We start from the raw sequence: 14096 nt of genomic DNA, 5'->3' as shown, positions 1-14096 counted from the left end.
ATGCGGTACCGGAGGGCCCTACGCATGTGCGTTTCACGTCGGGTGCGTCGATGTCGCCCGATGCGACCGGGTTCGCGCACATCGTCGACGACGGCGGCTATCCGTGGGCGGTGCAGCGCTTCCTGACCGGCCGGTCGGCCGGGCCCTCCCGTCGCGTGGACCTGCCCGTCAGTGGTCCGGTCACGCGGATCCAGCACTCGGAGGACGGCCGGTGGCTCGCGCTCGAGGTCGCTCCCGACGCCGGCACCCGCACCCAGGTGTGGGTGGTGCAGACCGATCCGGACGACCGCAGCGCGCGGCGGCTCGACACCGCCGATGACGGCTCGACGGAACTGGTGTGCTGGGACGGTCCGCTCGTCGCGGTCACCGCGACCGACGAGGAGGGCGTCGCCGAATCCCGGCTGATCGATCCGCAGACGCTGGAGTCGGTCGTGCTCGATCGCCGGGTCGGTGGACATCTTGTGGATTCGTGGGACGGTTCGGCACTGCTGCGCGTCGGGCCACGCGGACATCGCGAGCTGTTGCTGCTGCGCGCCGACGGAACACGGACACCGTTGCTGCCCACCGATTTCGGATCGACCACCGATGCCGGGGTCATCCTCGACGACCACCGCCTGCTCGGAGGGCTGGACCGGTACGGGTCCCCGTGGGCGTCCAGCGACGGTGAACCGGCCCGCTACGTGCGGGCCGTGGTGCGCAGCGATCACGGTAGCGAGTTCGCGCGACTGCTGGGCGTCGCCGTGTCCGACGAGGGCGTGTCGTACCGGGTCCTCGCCGAGCGGCCCGACGCGGACCTCGACGAGTTCGCCGTCAGCGAGGACCACACGACCGTGGCCTTGCTGTGGAACATCAAGGGGCTGAGCGAATTACAGATGCTCGACCTGAGGGACGGCTCGCTGGCGCCGCCGATCCTGTTGCCCGGGCTCATCGCGTCGGAGCTCTCGCTCAGCGCGACCGGCGCGCTGCTCGCGGTGACGGTGGCGGGCCCGGGGATGCCGCCGTCGGTCGAACTGGTCAATCCCCGTTCCGGCGACTGGGTTCCGGTCGAGCATGCACGCACCCGCATCGACCCGGCGGTGGCACCGGAGCTGCTCGAATTCGAGGCCCGGGACGGAATGCCGTTGTCCGGCTGGCACTATCGCGGCGGGAGCGAGCCGGGACCGGTGATGCTGTACTTCCACGGCGGCCCGGAGGCACAGGAACGGCCCGGGTACAGCGACTACTTCCCCGCCCTGGTGGACGCCGGGATCACCGTGTTCGCACCGAACGTCCGGGGATCGGGTGGATTCGGGCGGACGTTCATGCACGCCGACGACCGGTACGGGCGTTTCGCCGGCATCGACGACGTCGCGGACTGCGTGCAGTTCCTCGTCGAGCGAGGCATCGCCGACCCGGCGCGGATCGCGTGTGCCGGCCGCTCCTACGGCGGGTATCTCACGTTGGCGTCCTTGACCTTCCATGCCCCGCTGTTCGCCGCGGGCGTCGCGATCTGTGGCATGAGCGACCTCGAGAGCTTCTACGCCAACACCGAGCCGTGGATCGCGGCCGCGGCCTACCCGAAGTACGGGCACCCGGTCCACGACCGGGAACTGCTGCAGGAGCTCTCCCCGATCCACCGGATCGACGACCTGAAGGCCCCGCTGCTGGTGGTGCACGGCGCGCACGACACCAACGTGCCGGTCGGCGAGTCCGAGCAGATCGTCGCGGCCGTGCACGCCCGCGGCGGCGTCGCGGATTTCCTCCTGTTCGACGACGAGGGCCACGAGATCGTCAAGCGGGAGAACCGCCGTGCCCTGGCCTCGGCGATGGTCGACTGGCTCACCACACACCTGGGTGTGAGCCGGGTCGAGGAGGCCGCACGATGAGCGTCTCGTTCGAACAGCTCGTGGCGTGGCGGCGCGACCTGCACGCACACCCCGAACTGGGGTTCGCCGAGCACCGCACGACCGCGGTGGTCCGCGACCATCTGCGCTCACTGGGCCTCGAGCCGGTGACCCTGCCGCGCGGGACAGGACTGTGGTGCGACGTGGGTCCGCCGAGCGCGCACTGCATCGCCTTGCGGGCGGACCTCGACGCGCTGCCGCTGACCGAGGCCACGGGTCTGCCGTTCGCGTCGACGGTGCCCGGGGTGTGCCACGCGTGCGGACACGACGCGCACACCGCGATCCTCATGGGAGCGGCCGCCGAGCTCGCCGAAGACCCTCCGCCCCACCGGGTCCGGTTGATCTTCCAACCGGCGGAGGAGGCGACGCCGGGTGGTGCGATCGAGGTCGTCGCGGCCGGGGTGCTCGAGGGCGTGTCGAAGATCTTCGCGTTGCACTGTGCCCCGCAGTTCCGGGTCGGCATGCTCGCGACCCGGGCCGGACCGATCACCTCGTCGAGCGATGCGGTGACGGTGCGCTTGTCGTCCGCCGGCGGGCATTCGGCGCGGCCCTATCTGACCGGCGACCTGATCCACGCCGCGGCGGTGCTGATCACCGGCCTGGCGTCGGTGCTCGACCGGCGGGTCGACGCGCGCAGCGCCACGGTCCTGACATGGGGCAGGATCTCGGCGGGTCACGTGGGCAACGCGATTCCCGAGTCCGGGGAGCTGGTCGGGACCCTGCGCAGCGCGTCCCACGCGACCTGGGCGAGTCTCGAACCCCTGGTGCGGCGCACCGTCGGCGAACTGCTCGCGCCGTACGGGGTCGGGCACGAACTCGAGTACGTGCAGGGCGTTCCTCCGGTCGTCAACGACCCGGATTGTGCCTCGGACCTGCTCGAAGCGATCGAGACGGTCGTCGGGCTGGACAACCTCGCCGAGGCCCAGCAGTCCAGCGGCGGTGAGGATTTCGCGTGGTACCTCGAGAAGGTCCCCGGCGCGATGGCGCGGCTCGGCGTCTGGGACGGGGTCGGGCCGCGCTGCGATCTGCACCGCCCCGAGTTCACCCTCGACGAACGCGCCCTCGTGCACGGGGTGCGCACCTTCGTCGCGCTGGCCCGGCAGGGGTGACGCGGCCGACGGGCATGACCCCGACAGCGTCGGCGCGGTCGGCCCCGCTCAGTCGACGAGCGAGGCCACCTCGTGATCGGTCAGGGTCGTCTGCGGCACCCGGCCCGCGTTGCGGGCCAGTTCGACCGCCCGGTACAGCGGCCGCTCCCCCACCGCCGCGCTGCGCGCCTCGGCCCGCAACTGTTCGACGAGGACCGACGACACCGCGGCGGCCGGCGCCACCTCGGCGGTGGCGAGGGCATCGGCGAGCCGACGCAGCGCGAGCACGTCGAGTTCGCGTCCGCCGCCGTCCGCGTACAACGCCAGCGGCACCGACACGAGCCCGTGCTCACCGTCGTTGATGCGGAGGATCACCTGACTCACCCGCGCGACACGCACGAGCAACTCGACACCAGCCAGGTGCCGCAGGTCCACGCTGCGCGAACGAACCGGTCCCGACGCCACCAGCACCGTGCCGTCGAGGCGCAGATGCCGGCGGGTCACGACGAATGCGCCGACGGCCGGGGGCAGCCCGAACAGCAGCCCGAGCGCGACGGCGATCGACGTCGGCACGAACAGCCACGCCACCCCGGCGAGCACGATGCCGAGGAGCACCGATGCGAGCGCGACGCGGCGGGCACGCGGCAGCAGGAGGTGCGGCGGCAGCAGGTCGAGGGACACGGATTCGGGCGCAGGCCCGTCAGTTCCCGGCAACGACCTCACCCACGCGCGCGACTGCATCGGCGAGCGGCACGGTCTGCTGCTCGCCGGTACGCAGGTCCTTCACGACGATCTCGCCGGCCTCGAGTTCACGATCGCCGAGGACCAGGGCGACGACGGCCCCGGACTTGTCGGCGGCCTTCATCGCGCCCTTGAGTCCGCGTCCTCCGTAGGCGAGGTCGACGCGGATGCCCGCGCCGCGGAGCTTGTGGGCGAGCGGAACCAGTGCGGACTTGGCGGCGTCGCCCATCGGCACGCCGTACACCTCGCAGCGGGCCGGGGTGGCGGCGCTCTTGCCTTCGGCGGCGAGCGCGAGGATCGTGCGGTCCACACCGAGACCGAACCCGATACCCGACAGCGGCTGTCCGCCGAGCTGCTCCATCAGGCCGTCGTAGCGGCCGCCGCCGCCGATGCCGGACTGGGCACCGAGGCCGTCGTGCACGAACTCGAAGGTGGTCTTGGTGTAGTAGTCGAGGCCGCGGACCATGCGCGGGTTGACGACGTAGGGCACCCCGAGTGCGTCGAGGTGGCTCAGCACCTCGTCGAAGTGGGCCTTGGCGCTGTCGGACAGATGGTCGAGCATGAGCGGCGCGTCGGCGGTCATCTCCCGCACCTGGGGGCGCTTGTCGTCGAGCACACGCAGCGGGTTGATCTCGGCGCGGCGGCGAGTCTCCTCGTCGAGCGGCAACCCGAACAGGAACTGCTGCAGCAACTCCCGGTACTGCGGCCGGCAGGTCTCGTCGCCGAGCGAGGTGATCTCGAGGCGGAAGCCTTCGAGTCCCAGGCTGCGGAAACCGGCGTCGGCGACGGCGATGACCTCGGCGTCGAGCGCGGGATCGTCGACGCCGATCGCCTCCACGCCGACCTGCTGCAGCTGCCGGTACCGGCCGGCCTGGGGCCGCTCGTACCGGAAGAACGGGCCCGAGTAGCTGAGCTTGACGGGCAGCTGGCCGCGGTCGAGACCGTGCTCGATGACCGCGCGCATCACACCGGCGGTGCCCTCGGGGCGCAGCGTGACGGACCGGTCGCCACGATCGGCGAACGTGTACATCTCCTTGGTGACGACGTCGGTGGATTCGCCGACACCGCGCGCGAACAGCCCGGTGTCCTCGAAGATCGGCAGCTCGATGTGCCCGTACCCGGCCAGACGCGCGGCCCGCGTCAAACCGTCGCGCACGGCCACGAACTCCGCGGACTGCGGCGGAACGTAATCCGGGACACCCTTCGGGGCCGAGAACGTGGAGACCTTGCTCACCTGTCGCTGCTTTCTCTCGTCGGAACGATGTGCGTGTGGGGCCGGATCAGCGGGTGCCGGCCAGGCCCGTCAGGAAGGGGTTCGACACCCGCTCCCGACCGATCGTGCTGGACCGTCCGTGCCCCGGAAGGATGTTCGTGGCGTCGTCGAGCACCAGCAGTTTCGCGGCGAGCGACTCGAGCAGCTGCTCGTGGTTGCCGCCGGGCAGGTCGGTGCGGCCGATGGACCCCTCGAACAGGGTGTCGCCGGTCAGGGCGACCGGAACCTCGGTGCCGTCGGGGGTGGTTGCGACGGTGCGCAACACCACCGATCCCTGGGTGTGGCCGGGGGTGTGGTCGACGACGAAGCGGATCCCGGCGTGCTCGATCTCGTCGCCGTCGGCGAACTCGATCACCTCGTGCGGTTCGGTGAAGGTGGCGCCCTGCAGGAACGGTGCCAGGCTCGAACCGAGTCCGACTCCCGGATCGGTGAGCATGTGCCGGTCGCCGGGGTGGATGTAGGTGGGGATGTCGTACCGGTCCGCGACCACCTGCGCCGACCAGATGTGGTCGAGATGCCCATGGGTGAGCAGTACCGCGCGCGGACTCAGGTCGGATCCGGTGAGGAACTCGTTCAACGGTTCGGCGGCGTCCTGACCGGGATCGACGACGACGCACTCCTTCGAGTTGTCCTGCGCGAGGATGTAGCAGTTGGTCTGGAACATCCCGGCGGGGAATCCGGTAACGAGCACGAGCATCGCTCCTACGGTGAGGGCAGTTCTGGGGGCCCCTACAGCCTAGGTGCAACGCCCGGTCCGCCCGCTTCCAGGTTCGGGTGGCAAACTCGATCCGGCCTGACTTCACAGCTCAGCCACGACCGACGGGTTACGGGAGGACTACAGCAGTGCCGAGCAACGCACAGCGGCGCCAGGCCGCGAAACGCAAACTCGAACGGCAGCTCGCGCGCCGTGCGGAGCGTGAGCGCAAACGCCGCCAACGGAACATCGGCCTGACGGCGCTCGGGGTGATCGTCGCGATCGGTGTGGGCGTCACGCTGTGGGCGGTCAACCGCGGCGACGACGAGAGCGCCACCACCGCCACCGGCGAGACCGAGCAGAGCTCCGAGTTCGCAGCGATGCCCACCGGTCGCGCCGAACCGCTGCCCGAATCCGTGAACTGCGCATACCCGGCCGACGGGCGCGAGCCCTCGCGGCCGGTGGAGCCACCGCGCACCGAGGGCATCCTCACCAGCGGCGAGGCCAACACCGACATCAGCGTCAGCGTCGAGACGACGCAGGGGAACATCGGGTTGATCCTGCACAACTCGGATTCGCCGTGCACGGTCAACAGCTTCCTGTCCCTCGCCTCGCAGGGATACTTCGACAACACCGAGTGCCACCGGTTGACGACGTCGCCGTCGCTGCAGGTGCTGCAGTGCGGTGACCCGACCGGAACCGGCAGCGGCGGGCCGGGTTACGAGTTCGCCAACGAGTTCCCCACCGACCAGTTCGCGGCCGACGACCCGGCCTCGCAGGAGCCGATGACCTACCCGCGCGGCACCCTGGCGATGGCCAACGCCGGCCCGGGCACCAACGGCAGCCAGTTCTTCCTGGTCTACGGGGATTCGATACTGCCGCCGCAGTACACGGTGTTCGGTACGGTCGACGAGACCGGACTGGCGACACTCGACAAGATCGCCGCAGAAGGTGTCGCCGGCGGCGGCGCGGACGGCAAGCCGGCCCTGGCGACGTCCCTGACCAGCGTGAGGATGGACTGATGGCCCGCACCCGAACTCGTCTCGCGGTCGTCGCCGCCGGCGCAGCACTCCTGCTGGCCGGTTGTTCCGACGACGGCACCGACACCGCCACGACCACCACCCGTACGGCGACGGCCACCCAGGCTGCGCCGACGTACACGGGCGCGCTGCCCGAACGTCCCGCCGCGGGCGACCCCGTCGACTGCAGCTACATGCCGGACGGCGAGGCCGCGAAGGACGTGACGCCGCCGCAGGGAAGCGGGGTGAGCACCGCGGGATCGCCGACGGTGACGATGACCACCAGCGCGGGCCCGATCGGGCTGACGCTGGATCCCGCCGCCGCACCGTGCACGGTCAACAGCTTCGTGTCGCTGGCCGAGCAGGGCTATTTCGACGACACACCCTGCCATCGTCTCGTGACCTCACCCGGCCTGCAGGTGCTGCAGTGCGGCGACCCGTCCGGCACCGGCCGGGGCGGCCCGGGCTACGGATTCGACACCGAATACCCGGAGACCGCGTTCGCACCGACCGATCCCGCGCTCTCCCAGCCCGTGGTGTACCCGCGGGGCACCGTCGCGATGGCGAACACCGGGCAGCCCGGCAGCAACGGAAGCCAGTTCTTCCTGGTCTACGAGGATTCGCAGCTTCCGCCGGCGTACACGATCTTCGGCACGATCGACGAGGCCGGACTCGCGACCATCGAGAAGGTCGCGGCCGCGGGCGACGACGGCTCGATGGGCAGCGTCGGTGGCGGTGCCCCGAACCTGCCGGTGCAGATCGAGACGGTGACCGTCGCGTCCTGAGTGCAGTGGCATTCCGAGTGCGGTGGCGGGACGGTACCTTCCGAACGGAAGGCACCGTCCCGTCCGGCTCCCCGGCCGGCTTCCTCTGTGGCCCCGGTCACCGCACGCCCGGTCCGGGTGCGGGACAACTCCCGCTTCCTGTCCTAACCCCGGCGAATCGGATATCGTGCCGTTGCTGTGACCCCACATCCCTCGACGGTGCCCACCCGCGATCGGACACCCCGCCGCCGCGCGCGCCGGGGCAGCGTGCTGCTCGCCACCGCGATTCTCGCCGCGGGATGCGCGGCCGACAGCGACGCCGCGGGCACCCCGTCGACGACCGCGCTCACCTCGTCCCCCACAGTGACGTCGACTTCGGCGCCGGACGAGTTCGACGCGTCGGCCCTTCCCGCCCTGCCACCGGTTCCCGCACCGCCGGGCGCAACCGTCGAGTGCCGGTACACCGAGGGAGGTCCCGCGACGCCCCGGGCCCGGTTCTCGCAGGTGGCCACGGTCTCGACAGCCGGGACCGTCAAGATCACCCTCGTCACCACGGCCGGCTCGATTCCCGTCGTGCTCGAGCGAGCGAAGGCGCCGTGCGCGGTCAACAGCTTCATCAATCTGGCCCGGCAGGGCTTCTACAACGGCAGTGCCTGCGAGCGGCTGGTCGACGAGCCCGGAACGCGGGTCTTCACGTGCGGCGACCCCACGGGAACCGGCACCGGCGGACCCGGCTACCGATTCGCCGACGAATACCCGGTCACGGTGACCTCCCAGACGAACGGGTTCCTGACGCCGGTGCTGCACCCGCGCGGCACGCTGGCGATGGCCTCGGACGGACACGCCGACAACAACGGCAGCCGTTTCCTGCTGTTCTTCGGCGACAGCGTGCTGCCGGCGCAGTACACCGTCTTCGGAACCATCGGCGAATCCGGACTGTCGGTGCTCGATGCCGCGGCGGCGGCAGGACACGACGGCGGCCCCGATTCCATCGGTGGCCGCCCCCTCACACCGGTGGTGATCAACAGGGTGATCTGAGGGTGAAACGGGCCCGTCACGACGGCAGGGTCTGTCCGGAAATGCCCGGTTCGGTTACGGTCCGGATCTGTGAGAGCCGTTTCATCCGCGATGCAGGGGATCGTCCGCCGGTCCCGCGTCTGCACGCTCGGGGTCGTCGCGGTCGTCGTGACAGCGTGCAGCACCGGCGACGCCACCACCGCCGACACCCCGCCGATCCCGGCACCGGCCCCTGCTCCGGCCCTGACGATGCCCGCCGGAGCTCCGCTGCCCCCACCACCGGTTCCCGACGCGCCGACCGTGTCGTGTTCGTACGTCCCAGGCGGCAGCGCGGCACGTCCCGCGACGGCCCCGGCCGCGACACCGGTGCCCACGAGCGGAACCGTGGAGCTCACCCTCGACACCAGCATCGGTGCGGTACCGCTCGAGCTCGATCGCGCCGACGCGCCGTGTGCGGTGAACAGCCTGGTCTCGCTGGCCCGGCAGGGTTTCTACGACGACGTCGCCTGCCATCGTCTGTCCACCGACGAGGGTGCCCGCCTGTACCAGTGCGGGGATCCGTCGGGCACCGGAACCGGCGGTCCCGGCTACACGTTCGCGGACGAGTGGCCGGTGACCGTGTCGCACGGCTCCGACGGCTACCAGGCACCCCCGACGCTCTACCCGCGGGGCACGGTCGCGATGGCCAACACCGGCCGGCCCGACACCAACGGCAGCCAGTTCTTCCTGGTCATCGGGGATTCGGTGCTGTATCCGGAGTACACGGTCCTGGGCACCGTCGGGGAGGCGGGCCTGCCGCTGCTCGACGCGGCCGCGGCGGCCGGGCACGACGGCAGCAGCCGCCTCGGCGGTGGCACCCCGACGACGCCGGTGGTGATCACCGGCGTCCGCTGACCGGTCCCGAATCTCGCCGGGTCAGGCCGCCGACGTCACGCGGTAGACGTCGTAGACGCCCTCCACGTTGCGGACGACGTTCAGCACGTGCCCGAGATGCTTGGGATCACCCATCTCGAACGTGAACCGGCTGACCGCGACCCGGTCTCCCGACGTGGTCACCGACGCCGACAGGATGTTTACACGCTCGTCGGCGAGTGCCTTGGTGACGTCCGACAACAGCCGGTGCCGGTCCAGCGCCTCGATCTGGATCGCGACGAGGAACACCGACGACGGGGACGGCGCCCACTTCACCTCGATGATCCGCTCCGACTGCTCCTTCAGCGATCCGGCGTTGGTGCAGTCGGTGCGGTGCACGCTGACCGAACCGGTGCGGGTCACGAAGCCCATGATCTCGTCGCCCGGGACCGGGGTGCAGCACTTGGCGAGCTTCGAGACGGTGCCCGGCGCCCCGGGAACCTCGACTCCCGAATCACCGCTCTGCCGCGACCGGGTCGGCGTCGTCGACGGCGTCGCCCGTTCGGCGAGTTCCTCTTCGACACCGCCGACACCGCCGAGCATCGTCACCAGGCGCTGCACGACGTGCTGCGCGGAGACGTGGTGCTCCCCCACAGCCGTGTACAGCGCGGACACGTCGCTGTAGCGCAGTTCCTTGGCGGCCGCGAGCATCATGTCGGCGTTCATCAACCGCTGCAGGGGCAGCCCGACGCGCCGCACCTCCTTCGCGATGGCGTCCTTGCCCGCCTCGAGAGCCTCCTCGCGGCGTTCCTTCGCGAACCACTGGCGGATCTTCGCCTTGGCGCGCGGGGATCCCACGAACGACTGCCAGTCGCGGCTCGGCCCCGCGTTCGGGTCCTTCGAGGTGAACACCTCGACGACCTCGCCGTTCTCGAGTTTGCGTTCGAGCGCGACGAGCCGGCCGTTGACGCGGGCACCGATGCACCGGTGCCCGACCTCGGTGTGCACCGCGTACGCGAAGTCCACCGGCGTCGACCCCGACGGCAACGTGATCACATCGCCCTTCGGCGTGAACACGAAGATCTCCTTGACCGCCAGGTCGTAGCGCAGCGACTCGAGGAACTCCCCCGGATCCGCGGCCTCACGCTGCCAGTCGAGCAGCTGACGCATCCACGCCATGTCGTCGAGCTCGTTGGCGTCGCCCGAGTGCTTGCCCTTGGTTTCCTTGTAGCGCCAGTGCGCGGCGATCCCGAACTCGGCGGTCCGGTGCATCTCACGGGTGCGGATCTGCACCTCGAGCGGCTTGCCCTCCGGACCGATGACGGTGGTGTGCAGGGACTGGTACACGCCGTAGCGCGGCTGGGCGATGTAGTCCTTGAAGCGGCCCGCCATCGGCTGCCACAGCGAATGCACCACACCGACCGCGGCGTAGCAGTCGCGGATCTCGTTGCAGAGGATGCGCACCCCGACCAGGTCGTGGATGTCGTCGAAGTCGCGGCCCTTCACGATCATCTTCTGGTAGATCGACCAGTAGTGCTTGGGCCGGCCCTCGACGGTCGCGTCGATCCGCGACGCCGCCAGCGTCGCGTTGATCTCGGCGCGCACCTTCGCCAGGTAGGTGTCGCGGGACGGCGCGCGGGTCGCGACGAGGCGGACGATCTCCTCGTACTTCTTCGGATGCAGGATCGCGAACGACAGGTCCTCGAGCTCCCACTTGACCGTCGCCATGCCGAGACGATGCGCGAGCGGCGCGATCACCTCGAGGGTCTCGCGGGCCTTGCGCGCCTGCTTCTCGGGCGGCAGGAAACGCATCGTGCGCATGTTGTGCAGCCGGTCGGCGACCTTGATGACCAGGACCCGCGGGTCCCGCGCCATCGCGATGATCATCTTGCGGATGGTCTCGGCCTCGGCGGCATTGCCGAGGACGACCTTGTCGAGCTTGGTGACCCCGTCGACGAGGTGCGCGACCTCCTCACCGAACTCGGCGGTGAGCTGTTCGAGGCTGTAACCGGTGTCCTCGACCGTGTCGTGCAGCAGTGCCGCGACGAGCGTCGTGGTGTCCATCCCGAGCTCGGCGAGGATCGTCGCGACCGCGAGCGGATGGGTGATGTACGGGTCGCCGGACTTGCGCTTCTGCGTGGCGTGGCGTTCCTCGGCGACGTCGTAGGCGCGCTGCAGCTGCGACAGATCGGCCTTCGGATACAGCTCGCGGTGGATCGTGACCAGCGGCTCGAGCACCGGCTTGAGCGTGGTTCCGCGCTGTCCGGTGATGCGCCGGGCCAGCCGCGCCCGCACCCGGCGCGACGCGGACGTCGATGCCGGTGTCGGGGTGGGGCCGGAGTTCGACGACCGATCAAGATTCTGGGTCATACCCACTCCTCCCGCCGCATTGCCCGGACCGTCGTGCTCGGCCCGCCGGGGCCGTCCGGCCCGGGTACCTGCGCCAACTGTAGTCCTCAGATCCGCACGATCGACGTCAGCGGGTGCTTCGCGAGCCGTGCGCGTCCGGCCAGCGCCTCGATCTCGGTCACGACCGACACCGCGACCACGTCCGCACCCGCTTCCTCGAGCAACTGCACGGTCGCGGCGAGGGTGCCGCCGGTGGCCAGGACGTCGTCGACGACGAATACCCGGCGACCCTCGAGGGCAATCGAATCGCCCGGAATCTCGATGGATGCGGAGCCGTACTCGAGGGAGTACTCGCAGGTGCGCACCGGCGGCGGAAGCTTGCCGGCCTTGCGCACCGCCAGGACCCCGACCCCGAGTTCGCGGGCGATGCCGCCGCCGAGGAGGAAGCCCCGCGCGTCGACGCCGGCCACCAGTTCCGCGCCCTCCGCGACGGCCGCCAGCGCGGCGATCACCGCACCGAAGGCCGGACCGTCCGCGAACACCGGGGTGAGGTCCGCGAAGCGCACACCGGGCGTCGGAAAGTCGTCGACCCACCGGGTCCGTTCGGTCACCGCGGTCGCGGCGCGTTCGAGGAGGACAGGGTCGACGGTTCCGTGGATGCTCACCTGGTCAGTATCCACCGGTCCATGTTCCAGCCCGCACCCGCGGTCGTCGGATTCGCGACGGCGACGTGCATCCCGGACGCAAGCGTGGTGGTGCGGGGCTGCGCGAACAGCGGCACCGTCGGCATCTCGTTCCACAGGATCGTCTCGGCTTCACCGGCCAGGGCGGCCACCGCGGCATTGTCCGAGGTGACGAGCAGCGCGTCGAGGATCTCGTCGACGCGGCGGTTTGCGAAACCACCGACGTTGCCGCCGGTCCCGGAGTGCAGGGCGCCGCGGGCGTCGGCCATGTCGGCGGTACCGCCGGCCCCGGCGACCGCGGCCGTGCCGGCGAGGACGGCATCGAGCTGTCCCGCCGTCAGTTGTGACGGCGTGAACGTCTCGGATCCGGCGTCGACGACCTCGATACCGGCGTCGCGGCACGACTCGGCGATCAGTTCCACGGTCCGGGCGCGACGCGGGTCGGGCCCGAGATAGCCGACCCGGACGGTGATCCGCTCCTGGCCGTCGGCGGCGAGTTCGCGCTTCGCCGCCTCCCGGTCGACCTGGGCGTACCGGGAAGCGGTTCCGGCCACGCCGGGATACAGCGGGGAATCCGCCGAGAGGATCCGGGAATCGACCGGTCCGGCACCGAGCCCCGCGTCCGGCGCGTCGGCGACCGTTCCGAGCTGGTCGAACAGTTCCCCGCGGGGAATGCACAACGCGAACGCGCGCCGCGCCGCCGGGTTCGCGAACACGCCCTTGGTGGCGAGTGTCAGCTGCTCGACGTTGCGCGAGGGCACCGTCGACACGGTGGCCCCGTCCCCGGCGCCGATGCCCTCGAGGGCACCGTCGGCGCTGTCGACGACGTGGATCCGGCCGTCCTCGGACGCGGTCGATGCGGCGGTGCCACGCGGCCACACCACGATCGTGTCCGTGGCTGGGCGGTTGCCCCACCAGCGTTCGTTCGCGACGAGGACGAGACCGTCCTCGGCCGTGTAGGACTCGATGCGATACGGCCCGGCCGACGGCAGCAGCGAGAGGTCGAGCGCTCCGGGGGTCAGGTTCCAGCCGGTGTTCCAGAAGTCCGCCATCCGACGCACCGCGTCGAGGTCACCGCCGTTGATCGCCGCGACCGGGTCGGCGACCCCGGACACCCGGGCCACCACGTGCGAGGGCAGCAGCTCGGTGGCCCCGAACAGCGACTTCCAGTCCGTGTCGGAGCGGTCCGCACGGAAGACGACGGTCGCGTCCTTCGAACCGGGCTGGCAGTCGACCCGCTCGATGTCGGCGTATCCGCCGCGCTGCGCCGAGTCGAACACGTTCACCACGGCACCGGTTTCGTCCGGGGCGGTGAAACGGCCGGACGCCGCAGCCCACGCCAGCACGAGGTCGTCGCAGCTCATCGGCACCCCGTCGGAGTACACCGAATCCGCGGCGAGCCGGTACTGGACGGTGAGCCGATCGGCGGGCATGACGGTGGCGGTACCGAGGTCGGTGTCGGCGACGACGCGGCCGGCCGGCCCCACATAGCCGAAGCCGGGCTGCACGCGCGCGAGCGCCTGCCGCGCACCCGACGCGGCACCGTCGACGGTGTTGGCGTTGTAGGTGGTGACGGTCCCGTCGATCGCGTAGCCGATCGAGTGCAGCGGTTCGTCGGAGGAGCCGCAGGCCACGGCTCCGGCCGCGACCGCGGTCACCGCCGCAGCGGTGACCACGGTCCGGAGCGACCGTCGTAGTCGTCGGGTGCGCTGGGTCCGTTCGGTTGCCGCCAT

The 14096-nt window shown here is 70.7% G+C and carries 12 protein-coding genes; 6 read left to right on the top strand and 6 right to left on the bottom strand.

From position 1 onward, the window contains the following. Nucleotides 1-50 precede the first annotated feature (50 nt). Both ACWDUD_RS09705 and ACWDUD_RS09700 read left to right on the top strand, forming a co-directional pair. Complete coding sequence (locus tag ACWDUD_RS09705; protein ID WP_450109175.1) at nt 51-1865, top strand: alpha/beta hydrolase family protein; 1815 nt, start codon at nt 51-53, stop codon at nt 1863-1865. Beyond that, the gene (locus ACWDUD_RS09700; RefSeq protein ID WP_450109174.1) at nt 1862-2992 is read left to right on the top strand and encodes an amidohydrolase; all 1131 of its coding nucleotides are present in this window, start codon (nt 1862-1864) and stop codon (nt 2990-2992) included. The genes ACWDUD_RS09705 and ACWDUD_RS09700 overlap by 4 nt, the downstream gene beginning before the upstream one ends. Before the next feature lie 48 nt (nt 2993-3040). Here the strand turns inward: ACWDUD_RS09700 and ACWDUD_RS09695 are convergent, their stop codons facing one another. From ACWDUD_RS09695 to ACWDUD_RS09685, 3 genes are read right to left on the bottom strand one after another with little or no spacing between them, the layout of a single operon-like run. Continuing rightward, on the bottom strand, nt 3041-3712 hold the full coding sequence (locus ACWDUD_RS09695; protein ID WP_450109173.1) for a hypothetical protein: 672 nt from the start codon (nt 3710-3712) through the stop codon (nt 3041-3043). Further along, entirely contained in the window at nt 3672-4946 is a 1275-nt protein-coding gene (hisS, locus tag ACWDUD_RS09690; RefSeq protein WP_450109172.1) for a histidine--tRNA ligase, read from the bottom strand. The genes ACWDUD_RS09695 and hisS overlap by 41 nt, the downstream gene beginning before the upstream one ends. A 46-nt stretch (nt 4947-4992) precedes the next feature. Then, entirely contained in the window at nt 4993-5676 is a 684-nt protein-coding gene (locus ACWDUD_RS09685) for an MBL fold metallo-hydrolase (protein ID WP_197256325.1), read from the bottom strand. A gap of 152 nt (nt 5677-5828) precedes the next feature. On the opposite strand from ACWDUD_RS09685, the gene ACWDUD_RS09680 reads away from it, so the two are divergent. The 4 genes from ACWDUD_RS09680 (at nt 5829) to ACWDUD_RS09665 (ending at nt 9373) form a co-directional block, all read left to right on the top strand. Next, nucleotides 5829-6701, top strand: a complete 873-nt coding sequence (locus ACWDUD_RS09680) for a peptidylprolyl isomerase (RefSeq protein WP_450109171.1) — start codon at nt 5829-5831, stop codon at nt 6699-6701. Continuing rightward, complete coding sequence (locus tag ACWDUD_RS09675; RefSeq protein WP_248675024.1) at nt 6701-7483, top strand: peptidylprolyl isomerase; 783 nt, start codon at nt 6701-6703, stop codon at nt 7481-7483. Before ACWDUD_RS09680 ends, ACWDUD_RS09675 begins: the two co-directional genes overlap by 1 nt. Before the next feature lie 177 nt (nt 7484-7660). Further along, on the top strand, nt 7661-8500 hold the full coding sequence (locus ACWDUD_RS09670; protein ID WP_450109170.1) for a peptidylprolyl isomerase: 840 nt from the start codon (nt 7661-7663) through the stop codon (nt 8498-8500). Nucleotides 8501-8569: 69 nt separating this feature from the next. After that, entirely contained in the window at nt 8570-9373 is an 804-nt protein-coding gene (locus tag ACWDUD_RS09665) for a peptidylprolyl isomerase (protein WP_450109169.1), read from the top strand. Between the two features lie 21 nt (nt 9374-9394). Here ACWDUD_RS09665 and ACWDUD_RS09660 read toward each other — a convergent pair whose 3' ends face one another. The 3 genes from ACWDUD_RS09660 to ACWDUD_RS09650 form a co-directional block, all read right to left on the bottom strand. Next, nucleotides 9395-11701 (bottom strand): RelA/SpoT family protein, encoded by a 2307-nt coding sequence (locus tag ACWDUD_RS09660; protein WP_450109168.1) that lies wholly within the window; start codon nt 11699-11701, stop codon nt 9395-9397. An 86-nt stretch (nt 11702-11787) separates the two neighbouring features. After that, nucleotides 11788-12345, bottom strand: coding sequence for an adenine phosphoribosyltransferase (locus ACWDUD_RS09655; RefSeq protein WP_450109167.1), 558 nt, complete (start codon nt 12343-12345; stop codon nt 11788-11790). Further along, the gene (locus ACWDUD_RS09650; protein ID WP_450109166.1) at nt 12342-14096 is read right to left on the bottom strand and encodes an ABC transporter substrate-binding protein; all 1755 of its coding nucleotides are present in this window, start codon (nt 14094-14096) and stop codon (nt 12342-12344) included. The genes ACWDUD_RS09655 and ACWDUD_RS09650 overlap by 4 nt, the downstream gene beginning before the upstream one ends.

It is taken from the genome of Rhodococcus sp. NPDC003382 (assembly GCF_053589135.1).
This window is presented reverse-complemented; position numbering and strand designations above follow the sequence as displayed.